Source organism: Nitrospira marina, from assembly GCF_059568365.1.
In genome coordinates, this window is the sequence record NZ_JCANTH010000001.1 from 4,243,300 (window position 1) to 4,269,452 (window position 26,153).

Below are 26,153 nucleotides of genomic sequence, written 5' to 3' on the forward strand. Positions count from 1 at the left end.
ACCAGGTTTGACCTATATTGTTGTTGACTGGTTCACGAAGAGCACGAAACGATAATCGGTGGCTCGCCGGGAGGTGGAGGCAGAGCATAGGATTCCATACCGGGGCGGTCAGTATACGGGTCGCTCAGCAGATTCAATAAGCGATCAACTTCGGAATAGTCCTTCTGCTGAACCGCTTGGCTAATGGCCTGTTGAACGAGATGATTTCGAAGGATGTACTTGGGATTCACCGTAGTCATTCTGGGTTGGCGCTCTTCATCATCGCTTTTTTCCGCCCGTAGCCGTTCCCGATATCGTGCGGTCCAATCGTCAAACGCTTCCCGATGAAGAAATTGGTCCCGTAATGCGTCCGGCGCTGACGAACTCTCCTGACGAACGGCTCCCAATTCCCGGAACAAGTTGGTGTAATCCACCCGGCTGGAGTCCATGAGGTTCAACAGATCGGTCACGAGCTTGTCGTCTCCCGCGTGGGCTTCGATCAGCCCAAGCTTCGCCCGCATCAATTCGGCATACTTCGCCAGCATCGCTTTTTCATAGATTTCCGGAATGCCGTTGACTGCGTCTTGGTCCACTAACGGTGACAAGGCTCTGGCCAGCGCCCGAATATTCCAAAAACCGATGTCGGGCTGGTTCTGGAAGGAATACCGGCCGTGATGGTCTGAATGATTACAGATGAACGTTGGATCATAGCGTTCCATAAATCCAAACGGACCGTAATCCAGGGTCAACCCCAGGATCGACATGTTATCGGTATTCAGGACACCATGTGCCCACCCCACGGCCTGCCATTGAGCCACGAGCTGCCCGGTGCGAACCGCCACCTCATGTAGCAGCCTGGCGTAGGGATTCTCCGATCCGACCAAATGGGGATAATGATATTCGATGACATAATCTGCCAGCGTTTTCAGATATTCATGTTGGCGGCGATAGTAAAACACCTCAAAACTGCCAAACCGCACATGGGTCGGCGCCATCCGCAGCAACATAGCTCCCGGTTCCGGGGTTTCCCGCCAGACAATTTCTTCTCCGGCCACAATACATAAACTGCGGGTTGTGGGAATGCCCAATCCATGCATGGCTTCGCCACAGAGATATTCCCGAATGGTCGAACGCATCACTGCCCGGCCATCGCCGTCACGTGAGAATCTCGTGAGCCCTGCGCCTTTTAATTGCAACTCCCACCGCTCCCCGTTTTGATTGCGCACCTCCCCCAGCATGATGGCCCGCCCATCGCCGAGCTGCGGCACGTAATGTCCGAATTGATGCCCCGAATACAACATGGCAATGGGATCGCTCCCAGGCAACAGTTTGGCCCCGCAGAAATATTCGGCAAACTCCGGACGGGTCCATTCCGTGGGGTCAATATCGAGTAATTCGGCGGCTGCCGGGTTCACGCTCACAAGATAAGGATTTGGAAAAGGCGTTGGTTGCACCCGCTGATAAAACACATCAGGCAGGCTCGCATAGGTGTTCTGAAAATTGAGTTGTTCTAATTTGGCCATAGCTTCATTATCCGTGACCTAGTCTGGGTCGGGCAACCACAAATATTTTTGCGTCCCTTTGAGACTTTTGAAATTTCAATGGTGACCGCAAAAGCCTCCAAGACAATCGGCAAGAAATGCCACATCAGCATGTATTTCAGAACGCTTCCCTCAGAACCGTATCTCTTTCGATTCAACTGTGTGTGGTATTTTCTCAACAACCAATTCCTTTTAATTCTTTGGAGATTGAAAAACATGAATACATACAATACATTACGAATAATATTTTTCTAGGTTCAATAATTGCTTTTGCCATAAGGCACATAATGCAGAAGTTTTATTGCTGAGAAGCTTATGGTTATTGGGGGCGCGTATTGTTTCGTGTGCCTTCGAAAAAAAAAGGAGATCGCATGATTCGGATTTGTGCATGGTGTCGACAGGAAGGCAAGGCCGGAATTCTTGGAAGGAACCCTGTGGAGTCTGGGGAAATCAATGAACCGGAATCCCACGGGATCTGCCACGACCATGGAATCCGCCTTCGCCAAGCCTTCACGCGAAACCTCGGCCATCGCCCTCTTTCAACCGCTGCTCTCTCTTCCTCCTCAGCCTCCTTCTAGACAGCGTTTCTCCTTGTCTGATGTTGAAATTCCCTTAGTAGGATGGCAGACCGAAGAAGTGTGTAATCCCGGCCGAGAGACAAATATACGTCTCAACTGCACACAGGGGAATCGCAAGGGCTAGGGTTTGTTGGGTGGGAGCCGGCAATCGAGGGGATTGGGGAAGGCTTACTATGGGGGCGGAGCCTTGAATTTGCTGGTCGTCTTTAATCGGTTTTTGATCAGGACCATTCCGATATGAGGGAGGCGTGCGGTTCGACGGACCTCAAACCATCCATACGCCAGCACGCTCAGAACCAACACAAGGGCTATGACCATCGAAAGAGGGTCATGCCCGAAAAATAATTCTAAGAGATGCACAGTGGACCATTCTCCTGATGTATTCTCATATTTTTCGGTCGTTTCGGCCCGATCTTAAGGTTTTCGCTTTCCTCTTCCAAAATCTTTCCCTATTTATACATATTTTCACTTACGGCTGGGCCATCTTTTTTTATGGAATTGACGAACAATTCCTTCTGCTCGTTTCGCGCCAGAATCGCCAACCGGTATAATGCATTATCATGAGGTTCCCCCTGTACTCGTCCAAAGGTTTTCAGGCCTGTATTCTGATGCTGGGCCTCACGGCGTTGGCACCCCCAGGCTTGAGTACAGTTCGGGGAGCGACGCCGGTCAGTCTCGCTCCTGCCGCTGATCCCCAGGAAACAGTCGTGACCATCAATATTAAATCCCGGGAATTCAGCCCCAATACCCTTTCAATCACCGTGGGGCAAAAAACCCGGCTGGTCCTCAAAAACTTGGATTCGGAACTGCATGCATTTCTGCCAATCGGCCTACTGACAGACATCCACCTGAACGTCAGCGGAAGTGGTGCTCCACAGTTTTCCAAAGAAGGTCTCAGCCGTGTTTTGCTTCCCACCCGAGGCCAAACCGACATTGTTTTTATCCCATCGCGTCCCGGTACGTTTCCCTATTTTTGCGATTTACCGGGACATGTGATGCAGGGTACCATCGTGGTACACAAGAATGAGGGTGTGGTAGATTAGCCATCTGGACATATGAGGGACATTTCCCTCTCTGCTACACAAAATCATTAACCAAGCATGTTTGTTGAGGAGGAGTTTGGTTCCATGAGTATTGTTCGTCGTCAACCAATTATGACAGATACCCTGAAGCCTGAGGCAGTTTATCGTCCAGGGTCCCCTGTTCACCGGATGTGGCCTACGCTTAAACGGGTGGGCCTCTTGTGCAGTTCTTTGCTTTTGTCCTCCACTCATGTGTGGGCCGCCGAGCCAGCATCCGTCAATGAAGAAGACTTGCTCTCCACCGTTCGGGAGTATGCCAATGCGGTCGGAAATGGGGATCAAGTCGCGGCCGGCCAACGGGATTTTGTGTGCTTGCATCAAATGGCTCAACAGCAGTTGTTTTCAAATGGGAACTTTCCCGACCCGTCAAACCCCATCTATAAATGGTGTGACCAGCGTCGACAGGAGGCCCACCAACGAGCCATTCAACAAAATGACCGGGCATTAGATAATGTCTGGCCCGGACCGGGAAAACTGGTCGATTTTTCCGATTTCGAACGTTTTTTTATTGCGGAGACCCTTAATCAGCAATTGGCTCCATCGTTTTTCGTCATGCAGGCCATTGCCGTTCAAGAACCCAAAACCCCATTTATCATTGAGGTCGTGGAATCGGGAACCCTGCCCCATGCCTCATTCCCTTCTCCAGATGAATCCAGAGTGGTAGCCGCACCCACAGCCTTTCTCACCACCAAGGTGTCCTATCCGAATGCCTTGACGGCACCCATCTCCAATGCTCCCGGTGCCGAGGATTGGGCCGTGCCCTACAAAAAAGCCCAGCGAGTCGTAAAATCCATCAAGGTGAAGTGGGTCGTGCTCTCAGATCTGAAACAATTGGGTTTTCCTACGGATCGTGCCGTGCTCGATCTGGTTCTCGATGGACCCCGTGGCACCACCATTCCATTCGTCGTGGACCCGGGTGGCTATGTTCCGCGCTCAACAGAATGGTTTGACCTTCCGGAGAGCCTGGCGGCCATCAAAACAGGCATTGAACAGGCACAAGCCGCACCGACCAGACTGGAATCCGTAATGAGAATGAACCGGGTTTTGCTGATTGGCCCGTCCCACAAACCCGCACTGGAAGTTTTTTCAGATCAACTGTACAAAGGATTTCTGGATTATGGAGGTCGTTTGAACGGCCTTCAATTGGGTGATGAGCGTCTGGCACAACGGTTTAACGAATTGTATTGGACGGTGCAATCCCAAACCGATCGATTTGATCTATCCCTGGGAATGGAAATAGGCGGGAAGTCTGAGCCGATGCCAGCCGATTATCTCTATCGAATGATCCCTGTAATGGAGGCGTTAGCATCTCTGGAGCCCGGTGATTTCAACAACCGGATTCGATTGTCCTCGACCTACCGTTGGACGAACGATCAAATGGCGGCCCTGTCCGTTCCACAGGAATTATTGACTGAGGTGCCAGCCGAACAGGAAGAGCTTCGCGCACAGGTGCTTTTAGAGTTGGCTTGGGCCCGAATCGGAAAAGTGGCCTGGAATCGGCACTTTGATGATCCCGATATTCGGAGAGGTTATGAGGCGGCTCAGAAAGCGTTCGAGCTCACGAAGGATCCGCTCAACAAATTTACGGCAGCCTATGCGATGGCCTATAGCCTGGCGTTTCATGTTCCCCGTGACAATCAGGCGATGCTGGATCTTCTGCAACAGGCTCGTGACTGGTTTGAGAAAACTCCCGGCTCAAGCCCGCAAAGCTGGGCGTATATGTTGCATAACGATACACTGAAGGGGTTAGTCGAGAATGATCCCGCCTTCAAGTCATTGCTGGCGGCACAGTCAGAACCTGCAAAATAGGTGTGTGAGGCCTTATGAAATTACAGGCAAACTAACGGATACGCAAGGCTGGAGAATGACATTGTTTCAATGAACGTTCTCCAGTCTTCTTAGTTCACCTACCCTCTTTTTTTCAACCCGCTCAATCTCACCCGGTGAACTCCCTTTGAATCACAGACCATGGAGCTAGATTTCCGGAAAAATCCCGCCATCCTCAGCAACATGGTAGACGTCATGGCGGATGGCGTGTTCACGGTCGATGCTAAAGGTCACATCGTAGCCTGGAGCACCGGGGCAGCTCGCATTACGGGATATTCCAGTCAGGATATCCTGGGAAAATCCTGTCATATCTTAGAAGGTCAAAATTGTAAGGGCTTTCGCATCCTGACGGAATTTTTGGACAACCCCACCCCGTATCCTTGGGGCATCTGCAATCAGGAATGCAAAGTGCTGGGCAAAGACGGCCGCGAACTCTACCTCTTCGGCAATGTCTCGATTATCCGGGATGAACAAGGCCAGGTTGGGGGCGCTGTCGGAACCTTTACGGACCTCACCTCATTTATTTTGAATAACCAAAAAATTGCCGTGCTGGAGGAACAGGCAAAATCCCGTGAGTCCTTTCAACAACTCATCGGCAAAAGCCCGGCGATGCAAGAGGTGTTTCGCCGGCTCCGACTGGCTGCACAAAGTGATGTCACGGTATTGCTCACCGGGGAATCCGGCACCGGAAAAGAACTGGCGGCCCGAGCCATTCACACCCTAAGTGATCGAAACGATAAACCCTTTTTTGCCATCAATTGCTCGGCGATTCCAGAAACCTTGCTGGAAAGTGAACTCTTCGGGCATGTGAAAGGGGCGTTCACCGGGGCCATACGCGATAAAATTGGGGTCTTTCAAGCCGCCGACGGTGGCACGTTATTTTTGGATGAAATCGGAGATACCAGCCCTCTCCTGCAATTAAAATTGCTCAGGGTCCTGCAGGAAAGCGAAATACGCCGGGTGGGAGATGACCGGGGCATGCGGGTCGATGTCCGTCTCATTACGGCCACCAATCGGGATTTAAAAGCCCTTATGGCAGAAGGCACGGTTCGGGAAGATTTTTATTATCGGATTCATGTGTTCGAGATTACTCTTCCACCATTGCGAGCCCGGCGAGAAGACATTCCTCTCCTGGTTCACCGTTTCATGGCCGCCAATTCCAAGACATTTGGTCGCGAAATAGGAGACATTGCCCAGGATGCCCTGCAACGATTGACTGACTATAACTGGCCCGGCAATGTCCGTGAATTAAAAAATGCGATCGAACACGCCTTCGTCACCGTTAATGGTGATTGCCTCACCCTATGGGATCTCCCCTCGGAAGTTCAGAGTCCTCCAAGGTCCCGAAGCCTCAAGCCTCTGTCAGCCAACACAGAGCCCTCCCTTCCACCGGAGGAGGAAGCTCGTATTGGGGAAGCCCTTCAACAGACAGGAGGCAACAAAACAGAAGCCGCCAAGCTTCTTGGAGTGAGTCGAGTCACCCTCTGGAAGAAAATTAAACAGCTTCAGACCCCTCCCAACGTGTAATCAAATCGTTAACACGTTAACTTAACAGTTAGCGCGTTCTGTTCAGTTCATCTGATTTTTACGGCCACATTCAGGCTTCCCCTATTTTCATTACTCCATTAATACCTTGATTTTGTTGAAATTAATTCCATACGTCCGCGAAAAATTACCTGGCACAATCCCTGCTATGTATTCAATGAAAGGCATTTTAAAGGAACTTTTCGAAACCAGATAAGTTGATTTTGGCCAGTACTCCTTTTCAAAAAGGAGGGGAGGGTATTCACCATGATTGTGAAACAATTTTATTTGAGTTGTTTGGCCCATGCGTCTTACATGATTGCCGATAACAAAACCTCAACCGCTGTGGTCGTGGATCCTCAACGGGACATCGAGCAATATCTTCAGGAGGCCCGACGCCACAATTGGAAGATCCGTTATGTTTTTCTCACCCACTTCCATGCAGACTTTTTAGCCGGGCACCTGGAACTCCAACGACAGACTGGGGCTGAAATCTGCCTGGGCGCCAAAGCCAAGACCGACTTCCCCATTCGAAACTTTCGGGACAAAGAGGTTCTTGAGTTTGGGTCTGTGCGCATTCAGGTGCTAGAAACCCCGGGGCATACCCCGGAAAGTATTTCGCTTGCCGTCTACGACCTGGACAAAAGCACGGACCATCCGCATTGCGTGCTGACGGGAGATACTCTGTTTATTGGCGATGTGGGCAGACCGGATCTTATGGCCTCCATTGGTGTCACCGCCGAAGAGTTAGGGGGGCAATTATTCGATTCGCTCCGAAATACACTCATGCGTCTTCCCGATGAAACCCTGGTCTATCCTGCACACGGAGCGGGATCCATGTGCGGGAAAAATTTAAGCAGCGACACGGTGTCCACATTGGGCAGGCAGCGATGGGAAAACTATGCACTTCAACCCATGACGAAAGAAAAATTTATTGAATTGGTAACGGCTGATCAACCTGAAGCGCCTTCGTACTTTGGATATGACGCAAGAATGAATAGGGAACAGCATGCTGTTCTGAATGATGTGGTGCGGATCAGCCTCACTCCTCTTTCTCTCCAAGCGGTCATGGATCATCAGAAGAATGGAGCTCAAGTCCTTGATGTCAGAAATGCCGTTGAGTATGCGGGAGGGCACCTGAAGGGGAGTCTCAACATTGGATTAGGAGGAAAGTTTGCGACCTGGGCCGGAACACTTCTGACCCCCAAATCTCCCATCGTCATCATTGCAGAGCCTGGATATGAAAAGGAGGCGATTCAACGATTAGGCCGCATCGGATTTGACCGCGTCCTGGGCTTCCTGAAGGGTGGCATGCAATCCCTTGAGGTGAACCCGGATGTGGTCCAAAAAGTCCAACGCATCACCGCTCAGGGACTTGCGGAACGACTGACGGCCTCTCATCCCCCCATGGTCGTCGACGTGAGATCGGCAAGAGAGTGGGAGTCCGGGCATATTGACGGAAGCCTCAACATCCCTTTGCCTCACCTGGCCGAACAGGTTCAGGACATCCCTGCAGATACCCCGGTGGTGGTCCATTGCGCCAGTGGATATCGGTCATCTACCGCCATAGGGATTTTGGAACAAGCCGGACGAACCCAAACCATGGATCTTGTCGGTGGGTATGACGCCTGGCTCACCACCTGGAGTCATCCACGCCAAAAGGTTCAATCCCAAGCCATATCCGCATGCGCGAAATAAACGGACAAGGAGGAAACCCAATGAATACATTGGCAATAGATCAAGAAGCAAAATCGGGAAAGAGTAAGAACAATCAGCTGTCGCCTCCTTCATTGAAGGATCCCCTGTATATCGATGTCAGGACACCACAAGAGTTTGAAGGTGTGCATATTTCCGGTGCTCAAAATATTCCTCTACCGGATTTACATCAATATGTAAGCGAACTGAAAACCCTCTCTCGTGAGCACCGCATCCTGTTGATCTGCCGAACACAGAACCGGGTGAAGATTGCCTACGAATATTTGATAAACCAAGGGATAACGAATTGCGGCATTCTGGAAGGAGGAATCACTGCCTGGGTTAATCAGGGCAAACCTGTCGTCCGTGGACAACAACGAATTTCCCTTGAAGGACAAGTGCGTGCCATCGCAGGGGTATTGATTCTCGTGGGGGTTGGATTGGGTCTGACAGTTCATTCAGGGTTCCTTCTCCTCCCAACAATAGTAGGAGTTGGACTTCTCCATGCAGGACTCACGGACTCCTGTCTAATGGGGATGCTCTTGAGCAAGCTGCCCTATAACCGGATCCGGAAGTAAATGGTTCCACATGATATTTTTGCCATCATTTCCATGTAAAAAGTTTGGGCACATCATACCCAAGGAGATTTCAGGTGGGTCAAGTAAGAAGTGAGTTGTATGGGTATGCAAGAAAGCTATGGCTAATAGCTATCGTTATTGGCTCATTCTCAACGGCCCAGTCCTCAGGAGAAACTTAGCGAAATGAGACCTTCCAATGGCATGACTTTGACGGCAGCCACGTTGAGCCAGATCAGGGAAGCCAACTGGACAAGCCGTTCGTCATTATGAGCCTTGGCGTCAAATAATGGTCGTTCATAGAACTCCATGGTAGTATGCGGCGAATTTCACCCGGTTCCCAAGACCTTTCACCTGGTTGAAGGGTTATTACTAATCAACATAAAGGAGGTTGCCATGCAGCGTTCAATCCGTTCATTTTTACTGTTAGGGGCTTTTAGTCTATTGGCCATGGGGTGTATGACCACTCCAGCCATGAGCGAGGGGGGTGCGCCTGCCCCAGGACCTGCGCAAGGATATGATATCCATGTGCAAGCTCCTCACTTGATGCCTGATGGCACGCCAGGTGGACCATATCACCACTACTGTAAAGGGATTAATGACAAGATCTTGCAATGTCTCCTCTTTGAAACCACGGACGCCAATGCCCCTCTTGTGGCCATTGAATATTTCGTGTCCAAGGATCTTTCCCGGACCTTGCCGTTGATCCAATGGCATCGGTTTTTCCATGACCATAAACAAGAAATCGCTACCGGCCGCGTACAAATTTTAGATATTGATGATCCGGAAAAGGTCAAAGCCATTGCCGAAGCCGCGTCAAAGACTGACGGAGTTATTTATCATCTCTGGCAAAAGGGGAAGGATTTCCCGGACGGGACAGTAACTTACCCTCAATCTCTCGGGCATATCTTTAATCAACCGGAATAATCCGAGATGAGCCCGGAGGTTCCCTTCTGGAATCTCCGGGATCTGTAATTTACTTGGAGGGCCAGTGATCTTGAACGTGCTTAAGGAAAATTTTCAGATTGTGTCGGCTTTTTTTATTGCGGGGACACTCGGAATTAGTCTCGTGCATGCCGCCGATTTAGATGTATTGAAACCCAGGGTTCCTCCTGAACAGATCCAAGAAGCCCGAGTGAGGATGAATCCTTTCCCTTCAACCCCAGAAAATATTGTGACGGGCAAACGCATTTTTCACGGGAAAGCATTTTGTGTCACCTGTCATGGGCCAGAAGGCAAAGGCCTGGGTGACATTCCCGGCCTTCGAGGCAAGCTCCCACGAAACTTTACGGACAAGACCTGGCAGGCAGCTCGCACGGATGGGGAACTCTTTTGGATTTTGCAAAACGGCAGCCCGGGTACGGATATGGCTTCATTCATCCCGCTGGTCTTGACTGAAGAAGAAGCTTGGCTTGTGATATTGTATGTGAGATCATTTGGAACTGGCACCAATTCGAGTGGGAAATAGCATACGTTCCTGTCACTCACGCACAAAGGAGGCCACCATGATGAAGAAAAGCTTCTTAAAGTTTGGAATCATTTTGGGCTTTGTTATGGGCTGGGGCCTTCACTCCGTCGGAGCCTATGAAGTGTGGGTGGCCGACCAGTCCGACACGGCTAAAGAGAGTGGCGGCTTCCTGTATGTGTATGATGGCGCGCAACTCGCCGCTGACCCTGCCAAGACCAAACCGACCCTTACCCTAGACGTGGCCAAAGAGATCAATGATTTCTGCCAGAAGTCTACACAGAAAAATGTTCGACGACCTCATATGATCTTTGTCACCAAAGATCAGAAGCACGCCCTTATATCATTTCTATCCGGTCATGTGCTTGTTATGGACACGGCGTCCAAAAAACCCGTCGCATGCGTCTCGACGGGAAAGAACGTGCATGCAGCCTGGCCCACTCCGGATCAATCCATGGCGATCGCCGCCAACATTGCCGAGAAGAAACTGATCCGGATTTGGACCAACTATCAAGAGGGGACCTTTTCCTCTGACCCCGAAAAAGATGTCCTGGATTTGCAAGCACTAGAAAGTGGAGAACGGCCGGATAATGCCCCCATTTGCCCGATTACGGATGACACGAGCACCTATGCCTTTGTCACGTTGCGGGGGGGAGGACTATTGGTGGTCAACGTCAAGGAATCACCCATGAGCGTCACCACCACCTTAACGAATAATGAAATTCATCCCGCCGGCTGCGGGGGTTATCAAATCGGCAACACGATGTATTTAAATTCTGGTGGCGGATGGCCGATCGCTCCGCTTTCCTACGACGTCTATGCTGTCGGGCTTTCAGGGCTTCCAGACTCGGTGTCAGCCAAATTGATGTCTTCCCGCGACACTTCATTTTCGGATTCACACGGACTTTGGGGCATTGGACGCTATCTCTGGAATGTGGATCGCGCAGGGAACATGATTGAAATATTTGATTCGATCTCCAATTTCAGTGTGGGGACAATTCAGCTCGTCGGAACACAGAGCGATGACCCTGCCCCGGATCTTATTGATTTTTCTCCAGACGGCAATTATGCTTTTGTAAACTTGCGAGGACCGAATCCCTTGACCGGAAATCACAAGGATGTCAATAATGCGAAAGGGTCCACGCCGGGAGTGGCTGTGATCAAAGTCTTACATGCCGGAAAAGGCGGTGAACTGATAGGTATTACCCCTCTTACCAATATGGTGGAAGGGAAGGAAACAGCGGATCCGCATGGCCTTGCGGTTGTTCATCCCTAATTTGTTCCGTCCGCGAGCATGGCCTCCTCCAGAGGCCATGCTCCGGACCACATCTAGGAAGGAGGACTTAGCATTATGACGGTTATGCCTCTAGTCGCTCTTGCAACCTGGTTAGCGTTCACCTCAGTTGAATCCCCTGCCCCCCTACCTCCCTTCTCCCTCCCCCCGGAACCTGACGAAAGTACGCGTATTGATGAAATCTACGACCAGGAATCTCGCCTGCTGCTATCCCTGTATTCCTTGAAAGGGAATGGGAAAGCCGATTACGTCACTGGACGGACCGTCGAACAACATGTGCGAAGCACCTATGGCAATCCGGTGTACTACACGTTAGAGTTTCCCATTTTTTATTGGTGGAACCATACGATGTTTAATGACCCGTTTGTCGATGGGGTCAACGGCAACGAACAGGTCTATCAGGAAGAAACCGATTTTGATGTGAGCCGATACAAACCTTGTGTCTTTAACGGACAACCCTGTTAGAACAGCGACTTCACAGGCAGGGTCACTTCCCTCAATTATCCATCTGGTCGCTGGCAGATCAAGGAAGGGCTTCGCCTTCCCCAAATTCCTCATTTCAGGTGAATGATCTGTACGATAATCAATCAAATCGGTTTATGGAAATGGGACCCCGGGAATACATATGATGATGTTTTCCGGAATGCCCGATGACCGAATACGGTAAGTGGGCAATCAATTCGTGCCTTCGCTACACGAAAAATAAATGTGAAGGACTGATGTGTACGATGGGAGGCTTTATGGTTTCTTTGGGAGAAACACGGCAGATTGACTTATGAATAAAAGAAAGCCGGGTATAGACCGTCGACAGTTATTGAAGGGGAGCCTGGCTCTTGGGTTGGCTAGCCTTCTCACCCCTAGAGGCCTCCGGGCCAACGATTCCCCGGCGGTTACTCTTCCTTTCGAACGGGGTCGCCGTCCATTGGTGGCTTTTCCACAGAAGCGGCCCCTCATGGTAATGACCACCAGGCCTCCTCAATTGGAAACCCCCTTTCATATTTTTAATGAAGGTATCTTCACGCCCAATGATGCATTTTTTGTTCGCTGGCATCTCGCCAATATCCCTCGGGAAATTGACCTGAACACCTTTCGGCTGACTATTCGCGGTCAAGTCAATCAATCCCTATCATTGAGCCTTCATGAATTACACACTCAATTCGAGCAAGTCGAAATTGCCGCCGTCTGCCAATGTTCTGGCAATAGTCGCGGGTTTTTTCAACCACGCGTACCCGGGGGACAGTGGGGGAATGGGGCAATGGGAAATGCCAATTGGAAGGGAATCAGACTCCGTGATCTTCTGCACAAAGCGGGGATAGAAGCCGATGCGGTGCAGGTGAGGTTCGATGGCCTGGACCTACCCGTCGCACAAGCCACAGCGGACTTTCGAAAATCTCTGCCCCTTGATGATGCGCTCCAGGAAGAAGTGTTGGTCGCTCACTCCATGAACGGGGAGGCACTCCCCATGCTGAACGGCTTTCCCCTTCGGCTCGTGGTGCCTGGCTGGTATGCCACTTATTGGGTGAAGATGCTGAATGATATTGAAGTGCTCAATCAGGCCGATCAAAATTTTTGGACGACACATGCCTATCGCTTGCCGGCTAATCCTTGTCACTGCGTAAATCCAGGAGAGTTCTTAACGGATACCGTGCCCATGGGCAAAATGCCCGTTCGTTCCTTTATCACCAATCTGGAGGAGGGTCGAACCATACCCGGAGGGGAACCTTGTACCATTTCAGGTATAGCCTTTGATCAGGGCCATGGCATTGATCGCGTCCTGGTCTCCGTGGATGGAGGACAGCAATGGCAATCCGCCCGATTAGGAAAGGATTATGGCGATTTCAGCTTCCGCCCCTGGGAAGCCCAATTTATTCCGAAGCCCGGGCATGTGTATGCACTGCAATCACTGGCCATCAATCGGATTGGAGAATCACAGCGGTTCAGTTCCCGATGGAATCCAAACGGATATCTTCGCAATGTGGTCGAAACGGTGAATATTCAAGCTGGCTGAGGCTAACTCGTGATGCGTGTTTGCATGTTCTTTCTCGTGTTTCTGTGGGTTACAGGACTTGCGTGGGGGCTTGCGACCCCTGACCATGGAAGAGAACAGGAGTCCATTCTCAATCTTCCTCCTGATCCGATATCGTTTCAACCGGGCACTGGTAGTGCCATTGCAAGCCGGTACTGCCTCATGTGTCATTCGGCAGAGTACGTGTATACGCAACCACCTCATACCCCTGAGCATTGGATGGAAATCGTCAACAAAATGAAAGCCTCCTTTGGCTGTCCAATCTCGAATGAGGACATGGCCCCATTGGTCGATTACTTGGTGACGCAAAATTCACTTCAGCCTTCACCTTCTGTGGCTACCGCTCAGCATGACGACCAGAAGGTAACACCCGATCAGTCCCCCACTCACGCTGCCGATCCCCAAAAAGGGAAAGCCCTCTATGAACGGCACTGTGTGACGTGTCATGGACCTGGCGGCAAAGGGGATGGCCCCATTGGACAGGCCCTGATTCCCCCAGCCGCCAACCTCACGTTACTCGGCAAGCAATCAGATACCACCATTCTTGCCACGCTTCGCAACGGCCGACCGGGAACAGCCATGCCTGCATGGAAGAACGATCTGAATGCATTAGAGTTGAATCATCTTCTTTCATTTCTTCGAACGTTAAATCCATAACCCCGATGAACCCTGGGAGCCTGGCTATTAGGCCATTCCATCAGCGGCGGAATCTCTTTCTTGGGTTTCTCCAAATACACAAATATTTTCCATTCAATCCTCCATGAAACCTGAGAAAAAACCTCGGGGAATTTTTGGTAGTTGCGGTCACAAAAGGTCCCGCTTCCCCCACCAATATCTGCTAGAACACCTTTAACCAATCTTGAGACCATTCCCATGCGCCATGTCAAAATTGTAGCCACGATTGGTCCTGCGACTTCAACCCAGGAATGTTTGAAACAACTCCTCCATGCCGGAGTCAATGTCGCCAGGTTTAACATGTCCCATGGAACCGCTGACTGGCACAAGACAAGAATTCAACGCCTTCGAAGCCTTGCTCTGCAGGAAAAGATACCCCTTGCCATCCTTGTAGACCTGGCAGGTCCGAAAATCCGTCTGGGGGACCTCCCAAACGAAGGAACCGTCTTGAAGAAAGGGCGGGATATTATTCTGATTGCGAAGTCAGATCAGGACTCAAGGCACAACCAATCGGGGGATACTCTGCCGGTTAATCTTTCCCATTTTCCGGATCGAATGGAACCAGGTCAAATCGTTTTAATTGATGACGGAAATATGTCCCTCACAGTGGAAGAACAAGAAACCGACCGACTGATCTGCAGAGTCCTGGTCGGAGGCAAAGTCACCTCACACAAAGGTGTGAATTTTCCCGGACTCCCACTCGACATTCCGGGATTTACGGAGAAAGACGCCGATGATCTTCAAGTGGCCATCGACGTTCAAGCCGATTATGTCGCCCTCTCTTTTGTTCGAAATCCGCAGGATATTCATACACTCCAAACGGCTTTGGCTAATCGATCATCGTTGATTCCTGTCATTGCCAAAATCGAAAGACCTGAAGCCCTGACATGTCTTGATGAAATCCTTGATGCGGCAGATGGAGTGATGGTCGCTAGAGGCGATCTGGCGTTGGAGATAAGCCCGGAAGAAGTCCCTCTCCTACAAAAGCAGATCATCGCCCAGGCCAATCGTATAGGAAAACCTGTGATCACAGCTACACAAATGCTGGAATCGATGACCCGAAATTCTTCCCCCACTCGCGCCGAAGCGTCGGATGTGGCAAACGCCGTACTCGACGGGACGGATGCCGTCATGTTGTCGGCCGAAACGTCCACAGGAAATTTTCCTATCGAATCGGTCAAGGTCATGGATCGGATTATCCGACAAACAGAAAAGGAAATGTTCCGCCGAATCCAGAAATCCGATTCGTTTAAGGAATCCGTGCGTTCGACTCCAGAAGCGGTTTGTGAAGCTGCCGTCTCTCTTGCAACATCTGTTGGCGCCCAAGCCATCGTGGTCTTCACCGATTCCGGCCATACAGCCATGTTATTGGCCCGGCATCGACCGATTGTCCAGATTATCGCACTAACTCCCTCTACAACCGTCACCCGTCAATTAAGTTTAGTATGGGGCATTGTCTCATATGTCTTTCCGCAAATTGATGCCACCGATGAACGAATCAATGCGGCCCAGGATCATCTCAAAACCCTCGGCCTGCTTCATGAAGGCCGTCTCATTGTCATCGTCACCGGGGAATGCCTGGGACATTCCTTTGGAACCAATATCATCAAAGCCCATTTGGTTGTGTAAAGTCAGGCAAGGAAACCAGGGAACATGTCCCTCAACATCATCATTGTCGGCGGCGTGGCTGGCGGGGCGGGCGCGGCCGCTAAGGCGCGCCGAACCAACTAAGCGGCAAACATTGAGATGTTTGAAAAAGGGCCCTATGTATCCTTCGCCAACTGTGGCCTCCCGTACTATGTGGGAAAGACCATTCCGGATCGTGATGACCTTCTGCTTCAAACCCCGGAGCGGTTTTGGAAACGATTCATGGTCAAGGTCCACGTGTTACACGAAGTCCTTCACATAGACCGAACGGCAAAATGCATACAGGTGAAAAACCTGATGACTCAAGCAATCACTTCTCACCCCTATGACACCCTCATTCTGGCACCCGGTGCCGGGGCAATCATGCCCGACATACCTGGCATTCACGCCAGGAATATCTTTACTGTCAAAACCGTTCCTGACTCTGATGCCATCAAAACCTTTCTCGCCAGCCAAAGAAATTGCTGACGAACCCTGCTCTCCAGTTATTAGATGTCCGGACCACGGACGAATATCAAGAAGCTCACATTCCTCATGCCCGCCTCATTCCCGTGGCTGAACTGAGAGATCATCTTCAGCAACTGGATCCCTCTGAGGAAAACGTCGTCTATTGTCGTGTCGGATTACGCGGCTACCTCGCCGTACGCATTCTCCTCCAACATGGCTTCACCCATGTCTCCAACCTCACCGGTGGCTATTTAAGCTTCCCTTAATAAAATTCGATTCCCCTCAATCCAAGTACACCAATAAATCTTTGAAAGCTGGAGCGGTTAACGTGTTAACTGCATCCGTTAAATCAGGCTTAACGTTCCACCATATTTTTCGGTGATACACATTGCCTCTTTCACTATAAATAAATGAAATTATTCATATTTTATCCGCTTGGTGCATTTGGCATTTGGTTTGCTGATGTTATTTGCATGAAGAAGAGAAATCGAACGGCGTCTTAACAATTTTTACCGAAGGAGGGTGCTCATGGAGCAAACAGCCAGTCAATCTCGAACAGGGGCCATGTTCAGCGGTCAAGCATCATTGGGCCGGATCTTGGTAGTCGATGACGAACCGGATGTTCGCAAAGTGGTGAGGTTGTCATTGGAGAGAGCCGGCTACGACGTGCTTGAGGCCGAAGACGGTCAACAGGCAGTGCAAGAAATCAAAAGTGGAGAAAACCCTCTGTTACTGGATGTGATCCTCACCGACATCCGCATGCCCAAACTAAATGGACTGGAGGTTATTCAGTTTTTTCAAAATGAATTCCCGCATGTATCCTTGATTGTGCTGACCGGATTCCCGGATTTAACCATGGCCACATCCTTGATGAAGAATGGGATTATTGACTATTTGGTCAAACCGGTTGAAAAAGGGAAACTTCTGACTGCGGTTGCGAAGGCCATGGAACAACGGGAGATCAGCCATCTATAAGAAGTTAGAAGAGAGGGGTCTACCTCCCTCTTTTTGACGAAATAGTCCTTTCGATGTGTGATCAACTATGAGGAAACTTTTAGCCTTTCATTTTGGTGTTGATTTTGCTCTATCTATTTAGGAAAGTGCTGAGCATGAGTTTTATGAGTCAAAATACCCCAATTAATGTTCGCTTGGGATGGGGAATTTTTCCCCATAAAATATTCAAAAAAGATCTTTTAAATCACAAAACCCTGAACCTGATGAGAATGTCCTGTCTTTCTTAACCAATTATTTATGGAGGTTTTCCCAATGACTCACACGAGGAATGTCCACTTTAGAACTCAAGGCCATGGTCTCGTACTCACGGTGGGCATCCTTCTCTATATCCTTTTTCCCGGTTCTCTTTTTGCCGCTGACGGAAAAGATGCAAAATCCCTGATCAGCACCACCTGTTCGACCTGTCATAAGTTTCAGGGCCAGGGGGAGAGCCGCTTTAACTTAAAGGCTCCGGATCTCATGTGGGGAGGCAGCAAGTTTCAGCGGGATTGGCTGATTAAATGGCTGACAGGAAAAGAACCGATGCTGTATGCCAAGAGTTACCGGTGGGATCAGGGTCAACAACCTGACCAGCACATGGCCGTCTCTCAACAAGAAGCTGAAGGCCTTGCTGACTATTTTGAGACACACCTACAGGACCCGCGAGTGAAACCGGGGTCCATTGATATGTCGACCTTTAGCAAACAGGAGGCGAAGTTTGGAGAGGAAATCTTCATTCAACATTCCTGCATTGGCTGTCATCAGATTATGGTGGATGGGAAAGAGACCGGAGGCCCGCAAAGCGCCTCATTCTTTAACTCGGGGAAAAGGCTGAAGGCTGATTGGATTTATCGCTTCAATTCCGATCCCCCAGACTTTGTGCCACACAGCGGAGAGTTTGTCGGGGATGTCAGTGCATTGGGGCTACGTTATGTGACGGGGTTTATTGCGACAAGAGGAAATGAGGATTTCCCCTATTATGAACCGTGGAAAAGCGCCGATTTCAACCACCCGAATGTCGAAAACGGTGCCAAAATTTATCAAGAATATTGTGCACAATGTCATGGGGCGGAGGGCAAAGGGGATGGTCCGGCGGCTTCAGGCTTAGAACCCAAACCAGCGGTGCATGCCAATATTCCCTTTGAAAAAATTCCTCTCGATTACCTGTATAACGTGATCTACTACGGGGGGAAAGCTGTTGGGAAATCTTCCATGATGCCGTATTGGGGACTGACCATAGGCGGGACAGAAGGCGTATCCGATGTCATTGCCTATTTGAAGACGACGTTCAAGGGTGCCCCAGAGGTGGCCGGCACGTCTTCACTATCAGACGGACCGTCAGGAGTATGCCCCCAACCACGTAACACAAAGCAGGCACCTGGCAAATTTCGCAATCTGACCAGTCCGTTACCTGCCTCTCAAGAGCATGTTAAGGCGGGAGAGAAGCTGTATCACGAAACCGCACAACCCTTGGCTTGTAAGCAATGTCATGGCGAAAGTGGGGATGGGCAGGGACCAATGGGCGCGGCGCTGAATCCCCATCCTCGAAACTTTACCTGTGGAGAAACGATGAAAGATATTTCTGACGGGCAACTGTATTGGATTATCAAAAACGGATCTGCAGGAACCGGCATGATGGCCTTTTCCGGTATGCCAGACAACCAAATCTGGCAAGTGATACAGTACATCCGGACTTTGGCCAAATAAGCCGAGATTGTCGTTCAGACACTTTCACTTAAAGGTGACAAACCATTTTATTTTGGGGACTGGAGATATTTTCTCCAGTCCCTGAAACTAAATGAGGAAAAGCATCATGTTCCCAACACCAGAAAATGTCCAACAGGACAGTACGGACACTTCACGTATGCTGAAACACCTTGAACAACACCACGCCCTCATTTTGGAGGCCGCCGGTGAAGGGATATTCGGGTTGGATCTGGAGGGTCGGCATACTTTTGTGAATCCTGCAGCCGCGAAAATGTTGGGTTACGAGCCCCAGGAGTTAATTGGCCAACCCAGCCACTCTCTCTGGCATCACACAAAATCCGATGGCACTCCCTACCCTCAGGAACAATGCCCGAACTATGCATCGTACAAAGATGGCCAGGTGCATCGAGGCGACAACGAAGTGTTCTGGCGAAAGAATGGCACCAGTTTTCCCGTCGAATACTCCAGCACACCTATTCGGAATGATGATGGAGCCCTGGTCGGCGCCGTTGTGGTTTTTCAAGATATTACCTACCGCCGGCAATGTGAAAAATCCCTTGAACAATTTCGTCGACACAACGATATGATTTTACAGGCTGCCGGTGAAGGCATTTTCGGATTAGACATCAACGGACATCACACTTTTGTCAATCCTGCCGCCAACATCTTACTAGGCTATGAACCAGGCGAGTTATTTGGCAAACCCAGTCATACCACCTGGCACCACACAAAATCTGATGGCTCTCCTTACCCGTCAGAAGAATGTCCCATTTATAGAGCCTATAAGGATGGATTGGTTCATCATGGTGAGGAAGAGATTTTCTGGAAAAAAGATGGGACGTGCTTCCCTGCCCGGTATACAAGCACCCCGATCTGGGACGACCAAGGAAAATTAGCTGGAGCCGTGGTCACGTTTCAGGATATCACCGAAAAGAAACGTATGGCTGCTCAGTTATTAGAAGAAGCCAAACTTGCCGAAGTGACCAGAGTCCTTGGGGATATCGGGCATGATATCAAAAATATGTTAATGCCTGTGCTTTCCGGGGCAGATTTATTGAAGGATGAATTGGACGAACAGTTCCCCACCTTAATCCGGGAAAAGGCGAAAGGGGCAGAGACCAGTTATGCCAATAGCCTGGATTTGATACGGATGATCGTTACCAATGCCAGACGCATTCAGGACCGTGTGAGGGAAATCGCGGATGCGGTAAAAGGTGTCACCAGTCCTCCACATTTCACACCCTGCCGCATACGAGATGTCGTGGATGGAGTGCTCGACACTCTTCGCACGTACGCTGCAGAAAAAGACATTATCCTCCTGACCGATGGCCTTGATGCCCTGCCAGTCATTGATGCAGATGAACGTCGCCTGTTTAATGCCTTTTACAATCTCATCAATAATGCCATCCCGGAAGTGCCCCGAGGAGGATCAGTCACGGTCGGCGGATCTCCGGGACCGCGTCCGGATACTGTCGAGTTGACGGTAGCCGATACGGGGAGAGGCATGCCGCCTGAAGTTCGAGACCGCCTCTTTACCGCTCAGGCTATTAGCACCAAAAAGGAAGGAACAGGGCTCGGGACCAAAATTGTCAAAGATGCCATCGACCTCCATCACGGTCACATTAAGGTCGAAAGTGAAGAGGGCCACGGAACAACGTTTCGTCTTGTCCTTCCCATCACTCAAATCACCTCATCTCCAGCCAGGTCTGGGAACTCATGACATGGTCATGCGATAGGAGGAAGATTCATACTATTTCCAACCCGAATATGGAGGAAACTTTCTCCAGGCATTTTTCCTCCGTTATTACGGTGATCTTCTTCGGGATCAAACCGTTTTTCCCTAACTAAAAAACTTTTCTGGACACCATTACATGTCAGAACCCCTCGGCCTTTCTCAAACTGTCTTGCCTTCAGGAAAGGCGGGGAGGGAAAAAGAATCCTTTTAAAAGAATTTTTTCCCTTATCCTTTTTCTCTGGTTGATCCGTGTGCCATTCGTGGGATCCGGGCAGTTCCGATGGCGCGTCCGGCTTTTCTCTATTGTCCATTTTGGGATGAACGGGCTGTGGTAAATCGGGCTAGCTTGACTCCATTCTTACAACGCTTTCAGATGAGGACAAACCCTGGCTGACAACATCCAACACAGCATTGTGATTTCGGAGACCGATGAAAAAGATGGGGAAATGAAAACTGCGAATAAGACCCGTCGAGACGGCCATTGCCAATGACCGTAGCAATTTTGCCAGTGACAATCCCCAATACGTGGCCGTCACGGGCCTGGTGGGGGTACCGACACGCCCTTCATACCCGGATTATTTGTCCGCTCCAAGCCATGAACAAACCTTCTACTCAAAACCGAAATTTCACCATCCGGCAGTTGTGGGTTGTCTCCAAATATCTACAGAGAATGATGTTTCTTCAGAGACACTCATTAGAGGGGGATCCTGACCAACCCATCCGCGAAAGAAATCCTTTCGGCCAATCCTAAAAGCCTTGTACACAATCAGAAAGGATTTTTTGCCCGGTGGTCAATCTCTATTCAGGTGACGTTCAATCAAACTCATTCGTCACACGCTAGAAAACGTTAATCTCTTATCGGTACGACCAATCGAAAACAAGAAGGATGAGAACACCTTCGTCTGAAACAAGGACTCTTGTCTCATTCGATTTCTCCCCATACAATGAACTCATATCCCGCTTCAAAATATTTTTTTTATTTATACTCGGGAGATTTCATGACGTATATGATGTCTGAGAACTTATCCGCATGGCCTTGGGCGGGGTCATGGATTCGTTATCTTTTCATGCTATCCAAGGGAGACAAGGACACATTTACCTCCCATTTTTTCCTTTCGTTCTTCCCGTTATACTTCATGGCCAATGATGCTGGTTTATATTATCCACGTTGCTAGTTAACGCATGTCGCACGCCTCTGACGCCTCAGGCTTTATTTTTTCACCCGTTCCTCTTTCAACCTAATTTCTCATGGACTTCCACTATCTGTTGGCTCTTCTGTCTGGGGGGATCGTCGGGGTGCTGTTAGGGGCTACTGGAGGTGGCGGATCCTTAGTGGCCATTCCCCTGTTGGTTTATGTCGTTGGCGTACCGGTTCAAAATGCCACGACCATGTCACTTATCGTGGTTGGCTATTCGGCCCTCTTTGGGGCATGGCATGAGAGCCGGCAGCAACGTGTTCACTTTGTATCTGCTATTTTGTTCAGCCTGACCGGTATGATCGGCGCTTGGATGGGTGCTCATGGCCACCAACTCGTTCCGGACTCCCTGGTCCTCTTTGCGTTTGGCAATCTACTTTTATTTATTAGCATGTGGACGTTTTGGAAAAATTATGAGGGAGAACAGAATGACGTCCCGAGCGGATGCGCGAAGGAATTCTCCGGGCGCTGTGCGTTGAAAGCCTTCACGCTCGGATGGGGAGTTGGCCTCTTGACCGGGTTTTTTGGGGTCGGAGGGGGATTTCTCATCGTTCCCGCCTTGATGTTTCTCATGGGGTTTCCCATTCGTTTAGCTATTGGCACGTCACTTTTGATCATTGCCCTTATTTCCATCGGCGGGGTCATCGGCCATTTCGAGGGGGCACGGCTGGATGTGGTGCTAACAGGATTGGTTTTACTCGGCAGTCTTCTCGGGTTAATGTTTGGCTCTCAAGTCACTCAATCGATTCCTGCTCACCATTTGAGACGGGGCGTGGCCATGTTAATCGGAGTCATCGGAATCTTATTAATCATGGCCAACGCGAGGCCACTCATCTTTTAGGTATGGAAGGGAGTTTCTTTAAGCGGAAGGCGTATCCTCCGAAACCGGTTTAAACAATAACATGACGTCGCCCTGTTCCAGCCTATGATTTTTCTGAAATTCCCAGGGGGAAATAATTGTTCCTTGCCGATACACTCGTAGTAGCACATCCGGCTGTAAATCCGATGCCGTCTTCCCGACATCCTGCTTCTCCACTGTTCGCTCCTGGATATTGACCTTTCCCCCCGCTGTTAAAAAATCTTCTAAATAATCTGCCAAATATTGTTGGTCCACTGCAGCCGCCAACATATATCCCCCATATGTCGCAGGGGAAATAATGGTTTGCGCCCCTCCTTGCCGAAACAGTTTGACGTTTTCTTCTTCCTTCGCACTGACAATTACCCGACAACGGGAATTCAAATTACGGACAGTTAACAAAATGAGTGCATTGGTATCATCCCGCCCAGCGGCAATAATGACGGCTTTGGCTTCATTGAGGAACGCACCAAATTTCAGCAGCCCTTCCTGCGTCGCATCGCCTCGGAGTGCCACGACTCCCAATTCTCCCGCGATGCGTACTCGTTCCTCACCGGGATCGATGACCAGAATATGGTCAGGGTTTGTGCCCTTGGCGAGCAGCTCTTTGACGGTCGAGTATCCGGTATGCCCGAATCCGCAGATGACAACATGTTGATCGAGTGACCTCTGGAGTTTTGCCATGCGAAATACCTCGGTAAATTGTCTGAACGCCAATTGATAGGCGGTCCCTAAAAAAATGACCCATAGAAATATGCGGACCGGCGTCACGACTAATGCATCAATCAGGCGCGCCCGTGTAGTGACCGGCACAATGTCCCCATAGCCGACAGTGGTCACCGTGACCATCGTGAAATAAATCACATCTGAAAATGAGATCTCTCCGTCTATTTGATCCTTAAGCCCGTTTCGATCCAACCACAGGATCCCAGTCAAAAAACAAAACAGCATGACCACCAATATAATTCTGCTCAAGAGGGTGCGAAACGGATCAAGGTCGGTGGGCATGTAGACCACCCGCCTAAAAAAGATGCGGGAGGCCTTTCGGGAAGAATGAGTTCGGAATGAGAAAGCCACTTTTTCCTCTTAATTCTTACTCAGAAACGCGTTACCCTTGACCCGTTAAGGGCCACATGAAGACTAAGAGAGGAAGGGAGACCACAAGAATTAACAACTCTAAAGGCAATCCCATCCGCCAATAGTCCCCAAATCGATATCCTCCGGGCCCCATGACCAACAAATTATTTTGATGACCTATTGGAGTCAAAAAGGCGCACGATGCCCCGATAGCCACCGCCATGAGAAAGGGATCGGTATTCACCCCAAGATTCAGGGCCACTGCGACACTTAATGGTGCCATGACGACGGCCGTTGCCGCATTATTCATGATATCCGACAAGGTCATCGTCATTACCATAATTAGGCCTAAGAGCATTACGGGAGGAAACTCCTCCATTATGCCAACCAGAAACTGAGCCAACAGAGTCGTTGCTCCACTTCGTTCTAGCGCTTGCCCAATAGGAATCATAGCCCCTAACAATACCAGGACCGGCCAATCCACGGCTTGATACACATCCCTCGGAGATACAATATTGAAAAGCACCATCCCCAAGGCGGCACAAATCAATGCAATCGGAAGTGACGCCAAACCGGACATAGCGCTGCCCAAGGCCAGGGCGAATACCCCCCCAGCCAGCCACGCCTGACCAGGCTTCCCCAACTGAATTCCTCGCTCGGCCAAGGGAAGACATCCGAGGAGTCCGATCACTTCCAGAACCCGGTCTTTTTCTCCCTGCAGCAGCAGTACATCGCCGGCTTTGAACCGAAATTCCCTCAGCCTGCCACGGTAAGGAGTGCCTTGACGAGATGCTCCTAACAAGTTAATTCCGAAACGGCTTCGCAGCTTTAAAGAACCCGCCATCCGCCCGACCAACCAAGAACGATCAGGAGGTATGACAGCCTCCAACAGCATATCTCCATCCTTACCTGCGGATGGCTTTTTTTCAGATTCCTGAACCTCCTCCTTGGGCTGGGTTCCTGTTAACTTCAAACCCAATGTGGACACAAATTTATTAATACCCTGCGGTCCTGCCTCAAGGACGAGGACATCGCCAGCTTGAATGTGTTCCCTCCATGCCGCCCCCCGAATAGATTGGTCACCCCGCACCAACCCAATAATTAAGGCGTCAGAATCCTCAGTGGCCAATTCCAGTTCAGACAGGGATTTTCCTATTGCCTTAGAATTTTCAGGCACTTCAACCTCTGTTAAATATTCCTGTATTGAAAACAGGTCTTGCGGCGCATTTTGAGACCGTCGAGCAATGGGAATGAGACGCCAACCCACCAGCGCCACAAAGAGAATTCCCACCAGCGCCATGATTCCTCCTACAGGAGTGAAGTCAAACATCCCGAACGGCTCGCCGGTAACTTCTGCGCGGTAATGGGCTACAATGATATTGGGAGGTGTCCCAATAAGAGTAACCATACCGCCCAAAATCGTTCCAAAAGCCAAGGGCATCAACACCACGGCCGGAGACCGCTTGGCCTCAACGGACGATTGAATAGCCACCGGCATCAGTAACGCCAGGGCTCCCACATTATTCATGACGGTTGAAATCAATCCACCAAGAGAAGATAAGACAGCCACATGGAGGGAAGGGGAAAAAGACGTGGCACCCTTGACATAGCGCGTAAGAATTTCCACGACCCCCGCGTTACTCAATCCACGACTGATAATTAACACAGCCGCCACGGTGACCACGGCAGGATGACCAAATCCTAAAAATGCTTCTTCGGAGGGGACGAACCCCAACACAGTTGAAAGAAGCAAAGCACTGAGGGCGACCAAATCATAGCGCCATCGTTCCCAGATAAAGAGCACCAACAGGATTCCCATTAGGCCCAGGAAAAAGAGGTGGTCACTGTTCACAAATGAGATGAATCCTCTATCTGGGCATCGATGATGGGGATGGAACGGGGAGGGAAGCGGCCAAAACTCTCCTAAAATCTATAACAATACGCCATTACATAGCCTACTCAGATCAATTTCAGACTTCTTAAACAATATAGCGTATCAACGTTGGGAATGAAATGTTCTACGATTCCCAACTGGCAGGGGAAAAATAGTATTCAGGGACTGGTTGGGATTCTTCCGGAAAAGGTGAGTCCAAGCATGCAGAGCTGAATGCCGGCTTGGAGATCGCCCATATCCCCACGGAGGGCATGCCCAATAAATAACTAAAGCAAAAATTGTCAGTCAAACTCAAGCAGTCCTGCCAGAATAGCCGCAGATGAAAAATTAGCAGAGTTTC

The 26,153-nt window shown here is 50.0% G+C and carries 24 protein-coding genes; 19 read left to right on the forward strand and 5 right to left on the reverse strand.

The features are described from left to right. Nucleotides 1–32: 32 nt before the first annotated feature. The gene (locus LX98_RS18320) at nucleotides 33–1,502 is read right to left on the reverse strand and encodes a protein adenylyltransferase SelO family protein (RefSeq protein WP_496430223.1); all 1,470 of its coding nucleotides are present in this window, start codon (nucleotides 1,500–1,502) and stop codon (nucleotides 33–35) included. A 471-nt stretch (nucleotides 1,503–1,973) separates the two neighbouring features. Between LX98_RS18320 and LX98_RS18325 the strand changes: the two genes are divergently transcribed. Further along, a complete protein-coding gene (locus LX98_RS18325) occupies nucleotides 1,974–2,222 on the forward strand; it encodes a hypothetical protein (RefSeq protein ID WP_496430224.1) in 249 nt (82 codons plus the stop codon). Between the two features lie 47 nt (nucleotides 2,223–2,269). On the opposite strand, the gene LX98_RS18330 is transcribed toward LX98_RS18325, so the two are convergent. Beyond that, nucleotides 2,270–2,458, reverse strand: coding sequence for a hypothetical protein (locus LX98_RS18330; protein ID WP_496430225.1), 189 nt, complete (start codon nucleotides 2,456–2,458; stop codon nucleotides 2,270–2,272). A gap of 200 nt (nucleotides 2,459–2,658) precedes the next feature. Here LX98_RS18330 and LX98_RS18335 point away from each other — a divergent pair, with 200 nt between their 5' ends. The 5 genes from LX98_RS18335 (at nucleotide 2,659) to LX98_RS18355 (ending at nucleotide 8,804) form a co-directional block, all read left to right on the forward strand. Next, nucleotides 2,659–3,141, forward strand: coding sequence for a cupredoxin domain-containing protein (locus tag LX98_RS18335; RefSeq protein WP_496430226.1), 483 nt, complete (start codon nucleotides 2,659–2,661; stop codon nucleotides 3,139–3,141). Between the two features lie 84 nt (nucleotides 3,142–3,225). Next, nucleotides 3,226–4,989, forward strand: coding sequence for a hypothetical protein (locus tag LX98_RS18340; RefSeq protein WP_496430227.1), 1,764 nt, complete (start codon nucleotides 3,226–3,228; stop codon nucleotides 4,987–4,989). A 159-nt stretch (nucleotides 4,990–5,148) separates the two neighbouring features. After that, a complete protein-coding gene (locus LX98_RS18345; RefSeq protein ID WP_496430228.1) occupies nucleotides 5,149–6,534 on the forward strand; it encodes a sigma 54-interacting transcriptional regulator in 1,386 nt (461 codons plus the stop codon). 264 nt (nucleotides 6,535–6,798) lie between these two features. Continuing rightward, complete coding sequence (locus tag LX98_RS18350) at nucleotides 6,799–8,229, forward strand: rhodanese-like domain-containing protein (RefSeq protein ID WP_496430229.1); 1,431 nt, start codon at nucleotides 6,799–6,801, stop codon at nucleotides 8,227–8,229. Between the two features lie 20 nt (nucleotides 8,230–8,249). Continuing rightward, nucleotides 8,250–8,804, forward strand: coding sequence for a rhodanese-like domain-containing protein (locus tag LX98_RS18355; RefSeq protein ID WP_496430230.1), 555 nt, complete (start codon nucleotides 8,250–8,252; stop codon nucleotides 8,802–8,804). A 164-nt stretch (nucleotides 8,805–8,968) separates the two neighbouring features. On the opposite strand, the gene LX98_RS18360 is transcribed toward LX98_RS18355, so the two are convergent. Continuing rightward, nucleotides 8,969–9,112 (reverse strand): hypothetical protein, encoded by a 144-nt coding sequence (locus LX98_RS18360; protein ID WP_496430231.1) that lies wholly within the window; start codon nucleotides 9,110–9,112, stop codon nucleotides 8,969–8,971. A gap of 85 nt (nucleotides 9,113–9,197) precedes the next feature. Between LX98_RS18360 and LX98_RS18365 the strand changes: the two genes are divergently transcribed. From LX98_RS18365 to LX98_RS18425, 13 genes are all read left to right on the forward strand, one after another. Continuing rightward, a complete protein-coding gene (locus tag LX98_RS18365; protein ID WP_496430232.1) occupies nucleotides 9,198–9,728 on the forward strand; it encodes a DUF1264 domain-containing protein in 531 nt (176 codons plus the stop codon). A 76-nt stretch (nucleotides 9,729–9,804) separates the two neighbouring features. Continuing rightward, complete coding sequence (locus LX98_RS18370; RefSeq protein WP_496430630.1) at nucleotides 9,805–10,269, forward strand: c-type cytochrome; 465 nt, start codon at nucleotides 9,805–9,807, stop codon at nucleotides 10,267–10,269. 37 nt (nucleotides 10,270–10,306) lie between these two features. Continuing rightward, nucleotides 10,307–11,542, forward strand: coding sequence for a hypothetical protein (locus LX98_RS18375; protein WP_496430233.1), 1,236 nt, complete (start codon nucleotides 10,307–10,309; stop codon nucleotides 11,540–11,542). Between the two features lie 75 nt (nucleotides 11,543–11,617). Then, the gene (locus LX98_RS18380; protein ID WP_496430234.1) at nucleotides 11,618–12,025 is read left to right on the forward strand and encodes a hypothetical protein; all 408 of its coding nucleotides are present in this window, start codon (nucleotides 11,618–11,620) and stop codon (nucleotides 12,023–12,025) included. A gap of 310 nt (nucleotides 12,026–12,335) precedes the next feature. Then, nucleotides 12,336–13,568, forward strand: coding sequence for a molybdopterin-dependent oxidoreductase (locus LX98_RS18385; protein WP_496430235.1), 1,233 nt, complete (start codon nucleotides 12,336–12,338; stop codon nucleotides 13,566–13,568). Nucleotides 13,569–13,580: 12 nt separating this feature from the next. Then, entirely contained in the window at nucleotides 13,581–14,243 is a 663-nt protein-coding gene (locus LX98_RS18390; RefSeq protein WP_496430631.1) for a c-type cytochrome, read from the forward strand. A 216-nt stretch (nucleotides 14,244–14,459) separates the two neighbouring features. Further along, a complete protein-coding gene (gene pyk, locus LX98_RS18395; protein WP_496430236.1) occupies nucleotides 14,460–15,890 on the forward strand; it encodes a pyruvate kinase in 1,431 nt (476 codons plus the stop codon). A gap of 117 nt (nucleotides 15,891–16,007) precedes the next feature. Next, nucleotides 16,008–16,376, forward strand: coding sequence for an FAD-dependent oxidoreductase (locus tag LX98_RS18400; protein WP_496430237.1), 369 nt, complete (start codon nucleotides 16,008–16,010; stop codon nucleotides 16,374–16,376). Then, nucleotides 16,370–16,621, forward strand: coding sequence for a rhodanese-like domain-containing protein (locus LX98_RS18405; RefSeq protein WP_496430238.1), 252 nt, complete (start codon nucleotides 16,370–16,372; stop codon nucleotides 16,619–16,621). Before LX98_RS18400 ends, LX98_RS18405 begins: the two co-directional genes overlap by 7 nt. 262 nt (nucleotides 16,622–16,883) lie before the next feature. Further along, nucleotides 16,884–17,330: a response regulator gene (locus LX98_RS18410; protein ID WP_496430239.1), complete on the forward strand. Its 447-nt coding sequence runs from the start codon at nucleotides 16,884–16,886 to the stop codon at nucleotides 17,328–17,330. Nucleotides 17,331–17,621: 291 nt separating this feature from the next. Continuing rightward, the gene (locus LX98_RS18415; protein ID WP_496430240.1) at nucleotides 17,622–19,055 is read left to right on the forward strand and encodes a c-type cytochrome; all 1,434 of its coding nucleotides are present in this window, start codon (nucleotides 17,622–17,624) and stop codon (nucleotides 19,053–19,055) included. A 106-nt stretch (nucleotides 19,056–19,161) separates the two neighbouring features. Continuing rightward, on the forward strand, nucleotides 19,162–20,775 hold the full coding sequence (locus tag LX98_RS18420; protein WP_496430241.1) for a PAS domain S-box protein: 1,614 nt from the start codon (nucleotides 19,162–19,164) through the stop codon (nucleotides 20,773–20,775). Between the two features lie 1,281 nt (nucleotides 20,776–22,056). After that, a complete protein-coding gene (locus LX98_RS18425) occupies nucleotides 22,057–22,827 on the forward strand; it encodes a TSUP family transporter (RefSeq protein ID WP_496430242.1) in 771 nt (256 codons plus the stop codon). Nucleotides 22,828–22,845: 18 nt separating this feature from the next. Here the strand turns inward: LX98_RS18425 and LX98_RS18430 are convergent, their stop codons facing one another. Together LX98_RS18430 and LX98_RS18435 are read right to left on the reverse strand one after the other, a co-directional pair. Next, nucleotides 22,846–23,850, reverse strand: a complete 1,005-nt coding sequence (locus LX98_RS18430; RefSeq protein WP_496430243.1) for an NAD-binding protein — start codon at nucleotides 23,848–23,850, stop codon at nucleotides 22,846–22,848. A gap of 100 nt (nucleotides 23,851–23,950) precedes the next feature. Beyond that, nucleotides 23,951–25,771 carry an SLC13 family permease gene (locus LX98_RS18435; RefSeq protein ID WP_496430244.1) on the reverse strand — a complete coding sequence of 607 codons (1,821 nt, stop codon included), beginning with the start codon at nucleotides 25,769–25,771 and terminating at the stop codon, nucleotides 23,951–23,953. Between the last annotated feature and the right edge of the window lie 382 nt (nucleotides 25,772–26,153).

What these genes read in the sequence shown, in the direction of transcription:
- LX98_RS18320 (WP_496430223.1), bottom strand. Translation starts at nt 1,502, where the DNA reads ATGGCCAAATTAGAACAACTCAATTTTCAGAACACCTATGCGAGCCTG.
- LX98_RS18325 (WP_496430224.1), top strand. Translation starts at nt 1,974, where the DNA reads ATGAACCGGAATCCCACGGGATCTGCCACGACCATGGAATCCGCCTTC.
- LX98_RS18335 (WP_496430226.1), top strand. Translation starts at nt 2,659, where the DNA reads ATGAGGTTCCCCCTGTACTCGTCCAAAGGTTTTCAGGCCTGTATTCTG.
- LX98_RS18340 (WP_496430227.1), top strand. Translation starts at nt 3,226, where the DNA reads ATGAGTATTGTTCGTCGTCAACCAATTATGACAGATACCCTGAAGCCT.
- LX98_RS18345 (WP_496430228.1), top strand. Translation starts at nt 5,149, where the DNA reads ATGGAGCTAGATTTCCGGAAAAATCCCGCCATCCTCAGCAACATGGTA.
- LX98_RS18350 (WP_496430229.1), top strand. Translation starts at nt 6,799, where the DNA reads ATGATTGTGAAACAATTTTATTTGAGTTGTTTGGCCCATGCGTCTTAC.
- LX98_RS18355 (WP_496430230.1), top strand. Translation starts at nt 8,250, where the DNA reads ATGAATACATTGGCAATAGATCAAGAAGCAAAATCGGGAAAGAGTAAG.
- LX98_RS18360 (WP_496430231.1), bottom strand. Translation starts at nt 9,112, where the DNA reads ATGGAGTTCTATGAACGACCATTATTTGACGCCAAGGCTCATAATGAC.
- LX98_RS18365 (WP_496430232.1), top strand. Translation starts at nt 9,198, where the DNA reads ATGCAGCGTTCAATCCGTTCATTTTTACTGTTAGGGGCTTTTAGTCTA.
- LX98_RS18375 (WP_496430233.1), top strand. Translation starts at nt 10,307, where the DNA reads ATGATGAAGAAAAGCTTCTTAAAGTTTGGAATCATTTTGGGCTTTGTT.
- LX98_RS18380 (WP_496430234.1), top strand. Translation starts at nt 11,618, where the DNA reads ATGACGGTTATGCCTCTAGTCGCTCTTGCAACCTGGTTAGCGTTCACC.
- LX98_RS18385 (WP_496430235.1), top strand. Translation starts at nt 12,336, where the DNA reads ATGAATAAAAGAAAGCCGGGTATAGACCGTCGACAGTTATTGAAGGGG.
- LX98_RS18390 (WP_496430631.1), top strand. Translation starts at nt 13,581, where the DNA reads ATGCGTGTTTGCATGTTCTTTCTCGTGTTTCTGTGGGTTACAGGACTT.
- pyk (WP_496430236.1), top strand. Translation starts at nt 14,460, where the DNA reads ATGCGCCATGTCAAAATTGTAGCCACGATTGGTCCTGCGACTTCAACC.
- LX98_RS18400 (WP_496430237.1), top strand. Translation starts at nt 16,008, where the DNA reads ATGTTTGAAAAAGGGCCCTATGTATCCTTCGCCAACTGTGGCCTCCCG.
- LX98_RS18410 (WP_496430239.1), top strand. Translation starts at nt 16,884, where the DNA reads ATGGAGCAAACAGCCAGTCAATCTCGAACAGGGGCCATGTTCAGCGGT.
- LX98_RS18415 (WP_496430240.1), top strand. Translation starts at nt 17,622, where the DNA reads ATGACTCACACGAGGAATGTCCACTTTAGAACTCAAGGCCATGGTCTC.
- LX98_RS18420 (WP_496430241.1), top strand. Translation starts at nt 19,162, where the DNA reads ATGTTCCCAACACCAGAAAATGTCCAACAGGACAGTACGGACACTTCA.
- LX98_RS18430 (WP_496430243.1), bottom strand. Translation starts at nt 23,850, where the DNA reads ATGCCCACCGACCTTGATCCGTTTCGCACCCTCTTGAGCAGAATTATA.